This is a genomic window from Chitinibacter sp. GC72, assembly GCF_009760905.1.
In the GTDB taxonomy this organism is placed as follows: Bacteria; Pseudomonadota; Gammaproteobacteria; order Burkholderiales; family Chitinibacteraceae; genus Chitinibacter.
This window is the reverse complement of record NZ_VIRW01000019.1, coordinates 42,491-58,241: the sequence shown is the minus strand read 5'-3', so window position 1 is coordinate 58,241 and position 15,751 is coordinate 42,491. Positions and strand designations below refer to the sequence as shown.

The 15,751-nt window shown below is 53.0% G+C and carries 15 protein-coding genes; 5 read left to right on the top strand and 10 right to left on the bottom strand.

Annotation, left to right across the window (positions count from 1 at the left end; translation table 11 throughout):
- The 3 genes from FLS37_RS17170 to FLS37_RS13660 form a co-directional block, all read right to left on the bottom strand.
- On the bottom strand, window positions 1-168 hold a 168-nt coding region (locus FLS37_RS17170), incomplete at its 3' end, for a transposase (RefSeq protein WP_198314625.1).
- Window positions 169-260: 92 nt separating this feature from the next.
- Window positions 261-1,526 carry a Y-family DNA polymerase gene (locus tag FLS37_RS13665; protein WP_157670529.1) on the bottom strand — a complete coding sequence of 422 codons (1,266 nt, stop codon included), beginning with the start codon at window positions 1,524-1,526 and terminating at the stop codon, window positions 261-263.
- Window positions 1,523-1,972 (bottom strand): LexA family transcriptional regulator, encoded by a 450-nt coding sequence (locus FLS37_RS13660; RefSeq protein ID WP_157670528.1) that lies wholly within the window; start codon window positions 1,970-1,972, stop codon window positions 1,523-1,525. The genes FLS37_RS13665 and FLS37_RS13660 overlap by 4 nt, the downstream gene beginning before the upstream one ends.
- 60 nt (window positions 1,973-2,032) lie before the next feature.
- Between FLS37_RS13660 and FLS37_RS13655 the strand changes: the two genes are divergently transcribed.
- From FLS37_RS13655 to FLS37_RS13640, 4 genes are all read left to right on the top strand, one after another.
- Window positions 2,033-2,701 carry an SOS response-associated peptidase family protein gene (locus FLS37_RS13655; RefSeq protein ID WP_157670527.1) on the top strand — a complete coding sequence of 223 codons (669 nt, stop codon included), beginning with the start codon at window positions 2,033-2,035 and terminating at the stop codon, window positions 2,699-2,701.
- Window positions 2,702-3,064: 363 nt separating this feature from the next.
- Window positions 3,065-4,693: a methyl-accepting chemotaxis protein gene (locus FLS37_RS13650; protein WP_157670526.1), complete on the top strand. Its 1,629-nt coding sequence runs from the start codon at window positions 3,065-3,067 to the stop codon at window positions 4,691-4,693.
- Between the two features lie 226 nt (window positions 4,694-4,919).
- Window positions 4,920-5,126 carry a hypothetical protein gene (locus FLS37_RS13645; protein ID WP_198314635.1) on the top strand — a complete coding sequence of 69 codons (207 nt, stop codon included), beginning with the start codon at window positions 4,920-4,922 and terminating at the stop codon, window positions 5,124-5,126.
- Between the two features lie 175 nt (window positions 5,127-5,301).
- A complete protein-coding gene (locus tag FLS37_RS13640; RefSeq protein WP_157670524.1) occupies window positions 5,302-5,508 on the top strand; it encodes a hypothetical protein in 207 nt (68 codons plus the stop codon).
- 72 nt (window positions 5,509-5,580) lie between these two features.
- Here the strand turns inward: FLS37_RS13640 and FLS37_RS13635 are convergent, their stop codons facing one another.
- The 7 genes from FLS37_RS13635 to FLS37_RS13605 all read right to left on the bottom strand — a co-directional run bounded on the left by FLS37_RS13635 (window position 5,581) and on the right by FLS37_RS13605 (window position 14,224).
- Entirely contained in the window at window positions 5,581-6,357 is a 777-nt protein-coding gene (locus FLS37_RS13635; RefSeq protein ID WP_198314634.1) for an ABC transporter substrate-binding protein, read from the bottom strand.
- Window positions 6,358-6,423: 66 nt separating this feature from the next.
- A complete protein-coding gene (locus tag FLS37_RS13630; RefSeq protein ID WP_157670523.1) occupies window positions 6,424-7,347 on the bottom strand; it encodes a DUF808 domain-containing protein in 924 nt (307 codons plus the stop codon).
- A 66-nt stretch (window positions 7,348-7,413) separates the two neighbouring features.
- Complete coding sequence (locus tag FLS37_RS13625; RefSeq protein ID WP_157670522.1) at window positions 7,414-7,638, bottom strand: DUF1653 domain-containing protein; 225 nt, start codon at window positions 7,636-7,638, stop codon at window positions 7,414-7,416.
- Window positions 7,639-7,780: 142 nt separating this feature from the next.
- Window positions 7,781-10,396, bottom strand: coding sequence for an alanine--tRNA ligase (gene alaS, locus FLS37_RS13620; protein WP_157670521.1), 2,616 nt, complete (start codon window positions 10,394-10,396; stop codon window positions 7,781-7,783).
- A gap of 254 nt (window positions 10,397-10,650) precedes the next feature.
- Entirely contained in the window at window positions 10,651-11,157 is a 507-nt protein-coding gene (gene recX / locus FLS37_RS13615) for a recombination regulator RecX (RefSeq protein WP_157670520.1), read from the bottom strand.
- A gap of 88 nt (window positions 11,158-11,245) precedes the next feature.
- The gene (recA, locus tag FLS37_RS13610) at window positions 11,246-12,289 is read right to left on the bottom strand and encodes a recombinase RecA (RefSeq protein WP_157670519.1); all 1,044 of its coding nucleotides are present in this window, start codon (window positions 12,287-12,289) and stop codon (window positions 11,246-11,248) included.
- An 81-nt stretch (window positions 12,290-12,370) separates the two neighbouring features.
- The gene (locus FLS37_RS13605) at window positions 12,371-14,224 is read right to left on the bottom strand and encodes an ATP-binding protein (protein WP_157670518.1); all 1,854 of its coding nucleotides are present in this window, start codon (window positions 14,222-14,224) and stop codon (window positions 12,371-12,373) included.
- A gap of 230 nt (window positions 14,225-14,454) precedes the next feature.
- On the opposite strand from FLS37_RS13605, the gene FLS37_RS13600 reads away from it, so the two are divergent.
- Window positions 14,455-15,714: a D-amino acid dehydrogenase gene (locus tag FLS37_RS13600; protein WP_157670517.1), complete on the top strand. Its 1,260-nt coding sequence runs from the start codon at window positions 14,455-14,457 to the stop codon at window positions 15,712-15,714.
- Window positions 15,715-15,751: the final 37 nt, after the last annotated feature.

Here is a 15,751-nt window from a genome sequence, read left to right as displayed (position 1 = left end):
GGCCAACCATTTATGTACGATGTTATCGTTGAGGTCATATTGGCGCGCGATGACTGCGACTGAAACACCGGGTTGGTGACAAGCTGCCAGCACAGCGGCCTTAAACTCGGGGCTGTGCTTGCGACGAGCTCTACTGGGTGTTGATTGAAGTGGGAGTATAGCGTCCATGTGTCCACCTAAGTTTATCGTGGACACGATCATCTCAAGGAGCAATACGGCTATTCAATGTGGGCCAGCTGGATGCTTACGGCGTTTTTACATTATTTGGCTCTTGGAATGTCTGTCCATCTCGTGGTCCAAAATGGCGACAGGCTGTTTTGCTTGATTTTCCAAGCATGGTTAGCGCCTGCGCTGGCGAGGTGAATGCTGCTGCGGCCCCATCGTCTATTAATCTCATCCATTGTTGCATTGAGCTCGGCTCGTTTGATTGGATCGGCGGTTTGCAAAAACAGATGACCTTGGATTGCAGTATTGGGTTGTAGATCGCTCAGCATCACACCGGCTTTGGCATAGCTAAAGCCCGGCTGATAGATCCGCGCCAACATCCATAGTGCCACTTGGGTGAGTTTTAAGGTGTCATCAGTGGCTTGTGACAAAGGCAGCATCACATGCCGACTGTATTGCGGGTCTTTGGGGCGAAATGGATTGGTGCGGATAAAGATACTCAGGCTGGCGGCGACGGACTTTTGTAGCCGCAGCTTTTCTGCAGCGCGGGCGATATACGTACTGATCGCTTCAGCCAATTGCTGTTCGGTATAGATTGGTTGGCCAAACGAGCGTGAGCATAAAATCTGCTGTTTATCCGGCTGCATTTCTTCAATCTGAATGCAGGGGTGGCCATTGAGCTCTTCAACGGTCCGTTGCAGTACCACGCTATAACGTGCCCGGATCTGTTCTGAATTGGCCAAGGCTAAATCAGCGGCAGTGTAGATGCCTTGCTGGTTTAAGCGCGGTGAGATTTTACGCCCCACACCCCAAACTTCGCCGACTTCGATTTCGCGCATAATTTGTAACTGCTGTGCAGGGCTGAGCTTGGCCCATTCGCACACACCAGCAAAGCCCGGGCGTTTTTTTGCGATGTGGTTGGCCAGTTTGGCGAGTGTTTTGGTTGGTGCAATCCCGACACAGACGGGTAGACCCGTCCACTGCATCACGGTTTGTTTGATCGATTGCCCCAGCTCGGTGTGATCGCCGCCGATGCCATTAAGGCCTAAGAAGCACTCATCAATCGAATACACTTCCTGATGCGGGCTAAAAGTACCGAGCACCCGCATCACGCGATTACTCATATCGGCATACAGCGCATAGTTGCTGCTGTAGGCGATCAAACCGGTTTCCTTGGCAAACTCACGCAGTTGGTGCCAAGGCGCACCCATTTTGACGCCAAGCGCTTTGGCTTCAGCCGAGCGCGAAATCACACAGCCATCGTTATTCGACAGCACCACCATCGGCTTGCCTTCTAGCTTGGGCTCGAACACCCGCTGGCAGCTCACATAGAAGTTGTTTACATCGATCAGCGCAATCATTTCGGGCGCACAATCCACGCAATGACCACGCCCCAGACCGACAGCTCTTGCTCGTCACCGAGCACAATCGGTGGGTAGTCCGGGTTTTCTGCGACCAAGGCCAAATGCTTGCCGCGCTGAAACAGGCGCTTTACGGTAAAGTCGCCATCAATCGCCGCCACCACAATGTCATTGTGTTTAGCTTGAATCGCCCGATCCACCACCAAGGTTGCACCATCGGGGATGGTGCGCTCGGAGAGGTGACTGACCATGCTGTCGCCCGACACGGTAAAGTAAAACGTCGCCTCTGGATGGCTAATCAAGTGCTGATTGAGATCGACCCGATCCTCCACCCAATCGGCCGCCGGAGAGGGAAAGCCGGCGGGCACTGATTCACCGATCCACGGCAGGTAATGCGCTGTTGGATTGGGATCTGCCGGAAATGGCCCCTGCAAAAAACTCGACATCGCAGTATCCTTATCTGAACTCGAACCAGATCATTATAGAACGTTCGTTCTTTTTGTGCGATGTGTGTAAATTATTTAGCTATCCCGAAGCAAACCCTGTTGAGTCATTTTGAAGCTGCGCCACCCGATGAAGATTGGCCTGCTGAAGTGTGGCAAGACTATCAAGCCCCCATCTTGGTCGCGGGCGATATTGCACGCCAAGCTATCGTCGCCAACTATGGCTTCTTACCGCAGCGCAAACTCCCCAAGGACACGCGCTATAGCACCATGAATGCGCGGGCGGAAACGATTGGGGAATTGAAAAGCTATCGCGGCGCATGGCGAAACAGCCAATTATGCCTTGTACCGATGCTGGGATTTTTTGAGCCCTGCTACGAATCAGGCAAAGCAGTACGCCATCAGATTAGTCTCGCTAGCGGTGAGCCCTTTGCAGTGGCAGGGATTTGGCGGACGTGGGAAGAAGAAAACGACCAATTGAGTTATTCGTTCACGCAAATCACGATCAACGCGGACAATCACCCGCTAATGAAACGAATGCACAAGCCTAACGACGAGATGCGCAGCTTAGTCATCATCCCCGAGTGTGACTACGATGCGTGGCTGGATTGCAAAAATCCAGAGCTCGCTCGCGCTTTCCTCAAACACCTACCTGCAGAGCAAATGCAAACTGCCGAAAACCCAATTCAACGCACCCCCCCCAAGACTGGCCACTTATTCGAAGAGTCTTAAAAGTGGATAGCCTCCAGAAGATTGGTTCCCGTGTCGCCGCAAAGCCAATAACCAAGCGGCATCTACGTAGGAAGAGTGGAGTATTTTCCATTTGGTTACGCAACACTACTTATGATCGTTTTTACTCCACATAACCAGCGGCTCTTATTCTGGGTGGTGGTGTGATGAGTTATGGAGCTGGTATTTGAGTGTTTTTGATGAAATACATTCCAGAATAGTTTGATAGTAGATTTTTGATGTCTTTTTCGTGAGTGGTTTCGTTTTTCCTTACAACACATTTTTGATTTTTCAATGAAGAATCCGGTAGCGATCTTGGCTGAATGTTAATATTTGTTAATTATTTCTGACTTGAGATGGGCTGTAATGAATATCCGTACGCGTGTATTAGCTGGTTGCTCCGCACTAATCTTGCTCATCGTGACAGTGGCTGCTTTGGGCTTCTGGAGTGAAGTGGTAGTACGGAAAGATTCAAAACAGATTCTTGAGCAAGATGTCGCCGTAGGGCGAGCTGCGCTCGAAGTGAAATATTTTCTGACCCGCTTGCGCCAAAAAGAAAAAAGCCTGTTTATCTCAATTGGTGTAACAGGCGATGACGGTCCAGAAGCCAACAAAAAAGAGTTGGATGAAATCTCCGGCAAATTTGAAGCGAGCATTCAGCTGTTTGGACAATTAAATCTCAGCCCTGAGATGCGTGCATTGCAGGCTAAAATGCCAGAGCAAGTCAATGTCTACAAGCAGGCAATGAATAGCATTTACCAGCAAATTATGGCGGGCCAGATTAGCAGTGCGATTGCTGCTGATGAGCAGCTAATTCCATATAAAAAGCCACTATACGAATTAAAAGAGGCGGTTGATCAAGCGGTAGAACAATCTGAAGCCGATGAGGCGAAGGCCAAAACTCGTCTTGAAGAGCAGGCGCAATGGATACAGCATACCTTCATTAGTTTAGTGCTGTTTGCCTGCGCATTGGGCATTGCCATCGCATTCTGGCTTGCACGATCCATTTTAAAACCGATCGAGCAAATTCAGCGTGAAATTCATTTGATCGAGCGTAACCAAGATTTAACTCATCTAATTCAATATGCCGGCCGAGATGAGCTTGGGGATACTGCGCAAGCCATCAATAATATGCTCGGCACTTTGGGTTCTATACTGAAACAGATCCAGCTACGCTCGCTCGAAGTGCGTCGTTGGAGTGAACAATTGTCGCAGTCATCAGCTTTAGTTTGCGAAGGGTCTGCACTGCAGACTGAAAATGCCAGACAAGTGGCAGCATCTTTGGCTGATATTTCGCGCAATGTGGAACATGTTAGCCAGCTGAGTTTAAATGCGCAGCAACTGTCGGCACAGTCAGGTACTTCTGCTCATCAAGGCGTGAAACAGATTCAAACGATGGTAAGTGATATTGGACAAATCGCCAATTCTATTGGGCTTGCGGCTAAATCGGCTGAAGAGCTTGATGCCTCATCTGATCGGATTTCAGGTATCACTGCTGTAATAAAAGACGTGGCTGATCAGACTAATTTATTGGCATTGAATGCGGCCATAGAGGCCGCTCGTGCAGGGGAACAGGGGCGCGGTTTTGCTGTGGTTGCCGATGAAGTACGTAAACTAGCAGAAAAAACAGGGCAATCAGCGCTGGAAATTAGCCAAATGATTAATGCTATTCAGCAAAGTGCAAAAATGATGGCAACACAGATGCGTGAATCAGTGTCATATGTGGACGGCGGTCAACAGATTGCGCAGAAAGCAGGTGCATCAATAGATGCTATTAGCGAACGAACCAGTCAGGTGGTGATGCACATTGATGAAGTGAGTACGGCATTGCGAGAACAAGCACAATCTAGCCTGCAAGTTTCCAATGCAGTTCAGCAAATGTCTCAGTCGATAGTCGCCAGTACAGATGTGATGTTGGGTGTTGCATCAACCGCGCAAGATTTGGGGCGACTTGCTGATGATATGCATAGGGATATTAACAAATTTAGGGTCTAAGGTAAGTCTTAGACTTGAAAGATGGTGTGCACTAATAAGTGAGGTTTTAGATTTTGGATCAAAAATGGGGCCTTTGGGTAATGCCGATCACTTAGCCAAGTGAAACGGCATTTTTGCTACGGTACGGCAAGAAGTTTGGGGGGGGCTGGCGTATAACTTAGTGTGTCTGGAAATGGCCGAGGTAGCGAAAGAAGCTGGAGCCGCAGCGACCGATTTGAGTTTCAAAATGGCATTGAGCTATTTGCAATATGAATGGCGCTGGCTGGCTACCAATAGCCCCGGCAAGATTCCGAAACAATTGCATCATCTTCGTGAACGTCTGGGGGAGTTATTACTACCCAAACAACGACGGGGGCGTGAATGCCCCCGTGTTGTCAAAGCCCTAGCGAAGCGCTATCCGGCACGAAAAATCATGAAAACAGACCTTCAGTGAACGGCATTAGGGCCTTTGGGCTCATTTTTTAATCCGTTCAGAAATTATTTTCAGAAAACCCTATAAAAGGATTGAAATTCTGATAGAACAGGCCGATATTCAAGTTGTAAGGAATAAATTGTAAGGGTCTCCGTCGCGAATCGCGGATTTTGAAATACTTGGGGAGGGCCACATCATGTTGTACATCTTTGATATGTCTGCTGGTGATTGCGAAAGCAATTACGATAACAATCAGTCTGCACCAACCGTGCTACAAACTGCCGCCAAAGCCGATTTGGCTCAACACCATGAATACCAGTATGCCTGCCAGCTGCGGCTGCTCACTGTGGCCGAAGCCGAGGAGTCCCGGCCAGCACCACGGCCACGCCCCTGGCTCAGCTAAGCATAAAAAAAGCCCCGATTTTCGGGGCTTTTGCTTATTTGCTTTCTTCGAATTGGTCAATTTGCTGTACTGTTACATGCCGTAATGGGTGCGGATCATTTTCAGTACGCCGCGCTGTTCCAGTTTTTCCAGTGCCGCATTGAGTTGCTGCAAGTCGGCTTCTGTGACATTTTTTTTGCTCAGCATGAAATGCACCGGTGCGCTGACCACCAGATTGGGCAAGGGGCTGATCGATAGCCCTTGTCGCCGTGCTTCATGAACGATGGCACCCGTGTCGCCCATAATCAGCTCGGCCCGCTTGGCGGCAAACATCTTGATCCCCTGTGTGAATGACTCAAAAGGCGATACCAGATGCGCTTTAAGCAAGGCATCCTGATGCTTTTTATAGTCTTCACCATACCAGCCGGCATTCGGTGCCAGCAAGCTGATGCGGCGGCGCAGAAGATCCGAGAAGCTGCTAATTTCCCGATATTGCGCCAGCTGTGCAGGGTGGCTGAACAGGCTGACCGATTCGGGCCGGTAGGCGCGGGTAAACCAGCTGTATTCGCGTCTTTCCGGGGTGTCGGATGCCGCCAGCATGATGTCGATCTCACCGGCCATGAATTCGGCCAGTCGCCGTTTGCGCGGCAGCTCGGCCACCAGAACAAGCTGGCAACCCGCTTCGGTGAAAATGGCATTGAGCAATTCAATATCCAGCCCCGCCGGTTTGCCCTGCGGGTTGGTATACACATAAGGTGGCCATTGCTCCAGAGCCAGCTTGAATGGCTTGCTGCAGTGGGCCATGCTGACTGCACTGGCCAGCGTAAAGAGGAGGCTGGCAGCATACAGCTGCAAACGCAATGCCGTCATGGTGTCTCCTCCTTGTTTTTCTGGGTCTATCTTGCCCGAAATATCGCGCAGCGATGCTGTTGCTGATCAATGCGCGGCTTTTTTACCTTTCAGGCGGCTCAGCAGATTGAATATGATCAGCGCCACGCTACCTGCAGCAACGCCAACCAGCAAATTGGCCAGACTAGGCACCAGCGCGCCAGCAATGGCACCGCTCTGGCTGGCCAGATCTTCAATGCCGTGATGCAGAGCCGGAACGCCATGCGTTAGAATACCACCACCCACCAGAAACATCGCGGCGGTGCCGACGATAGTCAGCAATTTCATCAATTTGGGTGCAGTGGCGACCAGCGCGCCACCCAGCGCTTTGAGCAGGGCATTGGATTTTTTCAACAGATAAAAACCCGCGTCGTCCAGTTTGACAATCCCGGCGACCAGGCCGTAAACCCCGACGGTCATAATCGCGCTAATGCCAGCCAGCACCATAAACTGCGTACTCAGCGATTTGTCGGCCACCGTGCCCAGGGCAATCACGATAATTTCGGCCGAGAGTACAAAATCGGTGCGGATCGCGCCTTTGATTTTTTCCTTTTCCAGCGCGACAAGATCAATTGACTCATCGCTGAGTGCGGCCAGATGCGCCTGATGCTCGCTTTGCTCGGCCTCGTCGTTTTTATGCAGGAATTTATGCGCCAGCTTTTCCACGCCTTCAAAGCACAGGTATAAACCACCCAGCATCAGCAAGGGGACCACAGCCCAGGGAATAAAGGCACTGATGGCCAGCGCGGCAGGCACCAGAATCACTTTGTTTTTCAGCGAGCCCACGGCCACAGCCCAGACGACCGGCAGCTCGCGTTCGGCGCGTACGCCATTGACCTGTTCGGCATTGAGCGCCAGATCATCGCCCAGTACCCCGGCGGTTTTTTTGGCCGCTACTTTGGTCATCACTGCCACGTCATCCAGAATGGTGGCAATATCGTCGATTAAAGTCAGTAAACTGGCGCCAGCCATGGTGTTTTCCCTCGGTTTTTTTATCGTGTGTAGCCGCTGATGTGCGGTGCGGGTGTCAGTCTGATGTTAGTTTTCGATTTTTGCAAATCGCGCTTGCGAAATGCCATCAATCACAACATCTTCGGTAAACATCGCCAGCGGGCGTACCCAAAGTCCGCGCTCGCCATACTGCTGGCGGTAGACCACCATCCATTCGCAAGTTTCGGAATGGCGAGCCAGATCAATTGCTTCGTATTCAAAACCCTTGTAGTGCCGATAGCGACCCAGTTCAAAGTCCGGTTGATCTGTCATAAGATACCCTATTGTGTATATGTCTGTAGCTTAATATTATCAATGCCTTCGTGCATATACCCATAAAAATGGCCACCCATGGGTGGCCATTCTGAGCGGTGAAATACATGCTTGGGCAGGCAAGAACCGATTACAACTTAGATTACAGCTTGCCCTGCAACCAGTCGCTTGCGGTGCTCATCGCCAGATCAACTTGGCTCACGTCGGTGCCACCGGCTTGTGCCATGTCCGGACGACCACCACCTTTGCCGCCGACCACTTGCGCTGCCGTATTCACCAGCTCACCCGCTTTGACTTTGCCGGTCAGATCTTTCGAGACGCGGGCAATCAGGCTCACCTTGTCGTCGTTGGCGCAGGCCAGCAGGGCTACGCCGCTTTGCAGACGATCCATGATCTTATCGCTCATGTCGCGCAGCATGCCGCTTTCTACGCCGTCAATCACGCAGCCTAGGTATTGCACGCCATTGACCGTGCGCAACTGGTTGCTGATCAACTGGTCAAGCTGGCCAAATGCCATCTGGCCTTTGAGCTGGGCGACTTCTTTTTGGGCTGCTTTGAGCTCAAGCTGCAGTTTTTCCAGCTTGGCGAGCAATTCGCCCGGCTGAGCGCCGGCAATGCCTGCTGCTGCTTTCAGCTCGGCATCCTGTGCTTGCGATAGTGCCAGTGCGGCAGTGCCAGTAATCGCTTCGATGCGGCGAATACCAGCTGCAACTCCGCCTTCGGACACAATCTTGAACAGACCGATATCACCGGTACGGCTCACGTGCGTACCGCCACACAATTCGGTTGAGAAGTCGCCCATTTTCAGCACGCGTACTTCGTCGCCGTATTTCTCGCCAAACAGCGCCATGGCACCCGATTTGATCGCGTCGTCGTAGCTCATATAACGCGCTATTGCTTCGTCGTTAGCCATAATCACCTGATTGACCAGGTTTTCAATCTGGGCGATTTCATCGCTCGTCAACGCTTTCGGATGCGAGAAGTCAAAACGCGTGCGCTCGAAATTAACCAGCGAGCCTTTTTGCTCTACATGCGTGCCGAGCACTTCGCGCAGCGCGGCGTGCAGCAAATGCGTTGCGCTGTGATTGCGCTGGCTGGCCTGACGCTTGGCAATGTCGATGCTCGCGGTTACGGCGTCGCCCACTTTCAGGCTGCCGCTAACGATCTGGCCTTGATGGCCAAAGACATCGGCTTTGATTTTTTGCGTGTCGGTGACATTGAAAACGCCGCTACCGGCAATTACGCCCACGTCGCCGGCCTGACCGCCGGATTCGGCGTAGAAAGGCGTATGGTCAAGAACGATCACGCCTTCGTCGCCATCGGCCAATTGTGCAACTGGCTCGCTGCCTTTATACAGCGCAATCACTTTGGCAGTGCGGCTCGCCTCGGTGTAGCCGTGGAAACATGATGCTTCGCCTTCATAAGCCAGACCGGCCGTCATTTTAAAGCTACCAGCGGCTTTAGATTGCTTGCGCTGTGCTTCGAGCGCGGCTTCAAAACCGGCGATATCGACAGTGACATTGCGCTCGCGGCACACGTCGGCGGTCAGATCGATCGGGAAGCCATAAGTGTCCGACAGTTTGAACGCCACATCGCCATCGAGCACCTGTTTGCCGCCACCCAGTACGCTGTCGAGCAGCGTCATGCCGTTTTCCAGCGTGCGGCCGAAAATTTCTTCTTCGGTTTTCAGTGCATCAATGATGTGATCTTTGCGTGTCCGCAGCTCTGGGTAAGCGTCGCCCATGACTTCGGCCAGTGGCGCAACGAGCTTATGGAAGAAATAGCCTTTCTGACCCAGCTTGTAACCATGACGGATCGCGCGTCGAATAATGCGGCGCAATACATAACCACGGCCATCGTTCGCTGGCAATGCGCCGTCGGCGATCAGGAAAGCGCACGAGCGGATATGATCGGCAATCACTTTCAGTGATGGCGAGTTGGCGTCTGTCGCGCCGGTTTCGCGTTGCGCAGCGGCGAGCAAATGCTGGAACAGATCGATTTCGTAATTGGCGTGCACGCCTTGCATCACGGCCGAAATACGCTCCAGACCCATGCCGGTATCGACCGACGGTTTTGGCAGCGGATGCAGCACGCCCGCCTCGTCGCGGTTGAACTGCATAAACACGTTATTCCAGATTTCGATATAACGGTCGCCGTCTTCTTCCGGCGATCCCGGAGGGCCACCCCAGTGTTGCGGGCCGTGATCGTAGAAAATTTCGGTACACGGGCCACATGGGCCGGTGTCGCCCATTTGCCAGAAATTGTCCGAAACACCCGGGCCTTTATTGTCGCCAATACGGACGATCTTCTCGGCCGGTACGCCCACTTCCTTGTGCCAGATGTCAAAAGCTTCGTCGTCCGTGGCGTACACGGTGACCATCAGTTTCTCTTTCGGGATGGCCAGCCATTCGGGCGAGGTCAGAAATTCCCACGCATACAAAATCGCTTCGCGTTTGAAGTAGTCGCCAAACGAGAAATTGCCGAGCATTTCAAAAAAGGTATGGTGACGCGCGGTGTAGCCGACGTTTTCCAGGTCATTGTGCTTGCCGCCAGCGCGAACGCATTTCTGGCTGCTCGTGGCGCGCGTATACGGGCGTTTATCGAAGCCCAGAAACACGTCTTTAAATTGGTTCATACCGGCATTGGTGAACAGAATGGTCGGATCGTTGGCTGGGATCAGCGACGATGATGCGACGATCTGGTGGCTTTTGCTGGCAAAAAAATCCAGGAACTTCTGGCGAATCTGGGATGATTTCATATAGATCTTACGCGCGCGCAGTTTAACAACAAGGGTATCGATTCTAATGCAAACTGGCTTTGGCGGGTAGGCGGGCGGTGGATTTGTGTCGCTTCACGACCCAAGCACTGCGTTGCGCTCCCGACGGCTGAAGCTTTGGCGCAGCGGCACGCCAGATTGAGTCTTGATTTGGATTTGGGTTGATGTGGCTTGGGGTATATCTTTGCAAGGTAATATCAATTTGATCTGCAGGGCAATACCTTTGGTGGTATTGGCTAATCTAGATCACTTTCCAGATCAATAGGCGGATCGGCAGTCTCGGTGTCTTCATATTCAATGGCTTCATATCCATCTCCCGCGCCACTGACTACGCGGTAAATCACGCTGGTGCTAAATCCCCGGCTGGCCAGAAAACGCAATTGCCTGGCGCGCTCTTTAGGATCGGTGGCTGCTTGGCCGAATTTTTTCTGCCACAGGCGGCGTGCGGTTTCGATTTCCTGCTCGGCAACGGCTTCAATACTGGCGTCAATAATCTCGCTGGCCACACCACGCTGGCGCAACTCCTGTTTGAGTCTGCCTATGCCATAGCGCTGGCTGCGGTAATGCGTCCATTGTTCGGCAAAACGGCTGTCCGATAGCCAGCCGCGCGCCTCGAAATCATCGAGCAGCGCCGGGATTTCTTCGGGTGTTTCGGTGTGGGCCTTGAGTTTTTGCGCCAGCTCGGCGCGTGAATGATCGCGTCGGCCCAACATTTGCAGTGCTTTATTGCGCAAGGAAACCATGCCTGTGCTCCAGCTCGATTCAATGCAAAAGGCTCCCGCCAGGAGAGCCTTCTGATTGCGTGAACTTTGATTGTGTATAGGGAAGCGCTTATTCAGCCGCTTCGAGATCGTCGCCGCCCATTTCAATCGGCAAGCTGCTGCCAATTAGTTTATCGCGCACTTTCTTGATGATTTCTTCGGCCAGTTCCGGATTGTCTTTCAGGAATTGACGCGAGTTTTCCAGACCCTGGCCAATCTTGTTGCCGTTATAGCTATACCAGGCACCCGATTTTTCAACAATCTTGTTGGCCACACCTTGCTCGATAATCTCGCCTTCACGCGAAATACCTTCGCCGTACAGGATATCAAAGGTGATCACGCGGAATGGTGGGGCAACTTTGTTTTTGGCGACTTTAACTTTGGTCTGGTTACCGATGATCTCTTCGCCTTTTTTCACCGCGCCGATGCGGCGGATATCCAGACGCACCGAAGCGTAGAATTTCAGCGCATTACCACCGGTGGTGGTTTCCGGGCTTTGCCCCGGCATCATGGCGCCAATCTTCATGCGCAGCTGATTAATAAAGATCACCAGTGTGTTGGTGCGCTTGATATTGCCGGTCAGCTTGCGCAGTGCCTGGCTCATCAAACGAGCTTGCAGGCCAACATGCACGTCGCCCATTTCACCTTCGATCTCGGCTTTGGGCGTCAGCGCCGCAACCGAGTCAACAACGATAATGTCTACGCCGCCAGAGCGCACCAGCATGTCGGCAATTTCCAGTGCCTGCTCGCCGGTATCTGGCTGAGAAATCAGCATGTCAGAGACATTCACGCCCAGTTTTTGCGCATAGATCGGATCGAGCGCGTTTTCGGCATCGATATACGCAGCCACGCCGCCCAGCTTCTGGATTTCGGCAACCACGTGCAAACACAGCGTGGTTTTACCTGATGACTCAGGTCCGAAGATTTCAACAATACGGCCACGTGGCAAGCCACCCACACCCAGAGCCAAATCCAGGCCCAGCGAGCCGGTAGAGACCACTTGCAGATCGTTTTCGATCTGGTTGTCGCCCATTTTCATAATTGCGCCCTTACCAAACTGGCGTTCAATCTGGGCTAATGCGGCGGCGAGTGCTTTGCTTTTGTTGTCATCCATGATGTGATCCTGAGCGTATGGGTTAGGTAGGGCGATTATAGAACATTCGTTCTGTAATGCAAGCCCTGCGGTGCAGATAACTCAAACTTCCTGCACTTTGAGCGCTTGCTCTGGCAGTGTGAAATAGAAAACTGTGCCTTCACCGGGGGTTGATTTAGCCCAGATGCGCCCGCCGTGGCGGCTGATAATCCGCTGCACCGCCGTGAGGCCGATGCCGTTACCGCTGTACTGTGCTTGCGAGTGCAGGCGATAGAAGGGGGTAAACAGATTTTTGGCCTGCGCCATATTAAAGCCGATGCCTTCGTCAGCCACGTAATACACCATTTGCCCATTCACATGCGTGCTACCCAGCGAAATCCGGATGATGTCCTTGCTTTGCGAGTATTTCCACGCGTTTTCCAACAAATTGAATAAAGCGATGCGCAATAGCCGAGGATCGGCGTCCACATTCAAATCGGGTGCAATCGTGATCTCGCAGGCGCGATCCGGCTGCAGCATGGTGATTTCATCCATGATGTCGTGCCCCATCGCGCTCAGATCAACGCTTTGTGGTCGCACTTCCGAGCGCGAAAATTGCTGCAGCATCAGCAAATCATCAATCCGGCTCGCCATGCCGTTGATACTGCCGCGTATTCTTTGCAGGTAATTGCGTGCGTTGCTGTCCAGATTGTCCTGATAGTCGTCAACCAGTACCTGGCTAAAGCCCTCGATGGTGCGCAGCGGCGTACGCAGATCGTGCGTCAGAATATTGGTCAGGATTTCCAGCTCATGGTTGCTGGTGGCCAATTCACGGCTACGGTCTTCAATGGCGTCTTCCAGGTGGTGACGATAGCTTTCCAGCTGGATTTCATTATGTTTGCGCTGGCTGATGTCAAACAGGAAACCCTGCAGATGCGGTACACCCGTGGGGTCCAGATCGCAGGTGGCCATGATTTGCACCCATACTTCCTTGCCATTGGCTGCCAGCAGGCGGCATTCGAATTCATACACTTGCCCCGGCTCATGCACATCGGCAAATAAGGGATAGGCATAGTGTCTATCGTCCGGATGCAGATAGCTGCTTAAAAAGCCTTCGCTATACCAGACGGCCAGCGGGTAATTGAGTAGCTGTTCGGCTTGTGGGCCCACATAAGTAAAACGCCACTCTTCCGGGCGCGCATCCCACGGGATCAGCCGCGTTGATTCAACCAGTCGCCGCATGCGATCTTCGCTAACCCGCAGCGCTGATTCGATTTGCTGGCGGCTCATCAGATCGGCCTCCAGCTGCAGATTTTTCTGCTCCAGCGTGCTGATCATTTTTTGCAAGGCCTGCCGCGTTTGCTCCAGCGCGCTGCCCAGTTGGCCGATTTCATCTTCGCGGTGCCAGATAAACGGGCGGTCAAGCTGGTCGTTCGCCAGCTGCGTTGATTGCTGGGTCAGTTTTTCCAGCGGGCGCAAGACGCGTGAGTTAAGCAGAAACAGAATCAGCCCCAGACTAAAGGCAACCTGAATGGCCACGGCGATCAGGTATTGCTGCTGCTTGTGCTCAATGGCCTGCTTGGCCAGCCCATCGTCCAGCTCCAGCGTGACATTGCCGATCACATTGCCTTGCTTGCTGACCAGATGTGAGAGCGATGAGAGTTTGCCCAGACGGCGTTCGGGCTTGTTGCTATTGAGAAAAACGCCCAGTGAAGCGTCGTTAACCACGATGCGGATCACCCGTGGATCGCTCATCACCGAATCGAGCAGCGGCTTGCCCGATTCCGGGGCCAGATTCCACAGCGGTTCCTGCATGCCCAGCACCAGAATTTCGACCAGCCGCTCGTGATCCTGCCGAATGTTTTTTTCCGCGTTGGCCAGATCGGTGCGGATGCTCAAATAGCCATTGATGCTGGCGGGCAGCAGCAGACCGAGCAGAATGGCCAGAATGACGGCGGGACGAAGTGACAGGTTCATGCTGGTTTTTTGGCGTGTCAGCTGACAAAAGTGTGAATGTAGCCAGTCTAATCGACTTTTTTTGATCCGACTATGAATTCGGCATCAACTTGCGCCCAAACATCAATAGACTCGCTGCATTGTGAATGCACGCCGCTGAACTTGATCTGCCGCAGCTTCAGGCCAGAATCCGCTTCGATCCGCACTGCGCACGCGGCATAATAGCGGCAAACAAGTCAGGGGAGCGCCAAATGAAAATCATCGTATTGGGGGCAGGGGTTATCGGGGTCACAAGTGCCTGGTTTCTGGCGCAGGAGGGGCATGATGTGACGGTGGTCGAGCGCTCGCAGGAGCCGGCCAGGGAAACCAGTTACGCCAATGGCGGGCAAATTTCGGTATGCCATGCCGAACCATGGGCCAACCCCAAAGCGCCGTGGAAAACGCTGCAATGGCTAGGTGAAGAAGACGCGCCCTTGTTATTTCGTCTGAAAGCCGACTGGAATCAGTGGCGCTGGGGCTTGCGCTTTTTGCAGCAATGCACCAAAGCGCACGCCAAAGCCAATCTGCAAAATTTGGTGCGCCTTGGTCTGTATAGCCGCGCTACCTTGCAAAGTCTGCGCGCCAAAACCGGCGTGCAGTACGATCAGCGTACCGAGGGCATTTTGCATTACTACACCGACCCGGCCGAATATGAGGCCGCCATTCCGGCCGCAGCGCTGATGCGCGAAGTGGGCTTAGATCGACAAGTCAAAACTGCCGCTGAATGTCTGGCGATTGAGCCAGCGCTGGCGCAATCGCGCTATCCGATTGTGGGGGGCACGTATACGCCAAGCGATGAATCGGGCGATGCTCGCCAGTTTACCAACGAGCTGGCCGACCGCTGCGCCGCGCTAGGTGTGCAATTTCGCTATGACTGTGCGATTGAAGCGCTGATTCGCGCAGGGGATGACGTTAAAGCTGTGCGCGTGCGCAGCGAAGAAGAGGGCGAGGAGGTTTTGCAAGCCGATCAGATTGTCGTCTGTCTGGGCAGCTACAGCCCGCAGTATTTGCAGCCGCTGGGCATCACGCTCGATATTTATCCGGCCAAAGGTTATTCGGCGACGATCCCGGTGATTGACCCCGATTTTGCGCCCACGGTGAGCCTGACTGACGACGGTTACAAACTGGTTTTTTCACGTCTGGGTGATCGGCTACGCGTGGCCGGAACGGCCGAATTTAATGGCTACAACCTCGATTTGAACCCGATCCGCTGCAAGGCGTTGATTGATCGCACCAGCCAAATTTTCCCGCAGGGCATGGATTACGCGCGCGCTGAATTCTGGACGGGGTTGCGCCCAGCGACGCCGGGCAATCTGCCCTATATCGGCCAGACGCGCTATCCAAGCCTGTGGCTGAATACGGGTCATGGCACGCTGGGCTGGACCGAGTGCTGTGGCTCGGCCAAAGCGATTAGCGATTTGATCGCGCAGCGCAAACCGGAAGTAGATTTTCCATTTGTTGCTGGTGTGTAAAACGAACTGACTTTGAAATGAATGAGGGTATTGCTCT

What these genes read in the sequence shown, in the direction of transcription:
- FLS37_RS13665 (WP_157670529.1), bottom strand. Translation starts at nt 1,526, where the DNA reads ATGATTGCGCTGATCGATGTAAACAACTTCTATGTGAGCTGCCAGCGG.
- FLS37_RS13660 (WP_157670528.1), bottom strand. Translation starts at nt 1,972, where the DNA reads ATGTCGAGTTTTTTGCAGGGGCCATTTCCGGCAGATCCCAATCCAACA.
- FLS37_RS13655 (WP_157670527.1), top strand. Translation starts at nt 2,033, where the DNA reads ATGTGTGTAAATTATTTAGCTATCCCGAAGCAAACCCTGTTGAGTCAT.
- FLS37_RS13650 (WP_157670526.1), top strand. Translation starts at nt 3,065, where the DNA reads ATGAATATCCGTACGCGTGTATTAGCTGGTTGCTCCGCACTAATCTTG.
- FLS37_RS13645 (WP_198314635.1), top strand. Translation starts at nt 4,920, where the DNA reads ATGGCATTGAGCTATTTGCAATATGAATGGCGCTGGCTGGCTACCAAT.
- FLS37_RS13640 (WP_157670524.1), top strand. Translation starts at nt 5,302, where the DNA reads ATGTTGTACATCTTTGATATGTCTGCTGGTGATTGCGAAAGCAATTAC.
- FLS37_RS13635 (WP_198314634.1), bottom strand. Translation starts at nt 6,357, where the DNA reads ATGACGGCATTGCGTTTGCAGCTGTATGCTGCCAGCCTCCTCTTTACG.
- FLS37_RS13630 (WP_157670523.1), bottom strand. Translation starts at nt 7,347, where the DNA reads ATGGCTGGCGCCAGTTTACTGACTTTAATCGACGATATTGCCACCATT.
- FLS37_RS13625 (WP_157670522.1), bottom strand. Translation starts at nt 7,638, where the DNA reads ATGACAGATCAACCGGACTTTGAACTGGGTCGCTATCGGCACTACAAG.
- alaS (WP_157670521.1), bottom strand. Translation starts at nt 10,396, where the DNA reads ATGAAATCATCCCAGATTCGCCAGAAGTTCCTGGATTTTTTTGCCAGC.
- recX (WP_157670520.1), bottom strand. Translation starts at nt 11,157, where the DNA reads ATGGTTTCCTTGCGCAATAAAGCACTGCAAATGTTGGGCCGACGCGAT.
- recA (WP_157670519.1), bottom strand. Translation starts at nt 12,289, where the DNA reads ATGGATGACAACAAAAGCAAAGCACTCGCCGCCGCATTAGCCCAGATT.
- FLS37_RS13605 (WP_157670518.1), bottom strand. Translation starts at nt 14,224, where the DNA reads ATGAACCTGTCACTTCGTCCCGCCGTCATTCTGGCCATTCTGCTCGGT.
- FLS37_RS13600 (WP_157670517.1), top strand. Translation starts at nt 14,455, where the DNA reads ATGAAAATCATCGTATTGGGGGCAGGGGTTATCGGGGTCACAAGTGCC.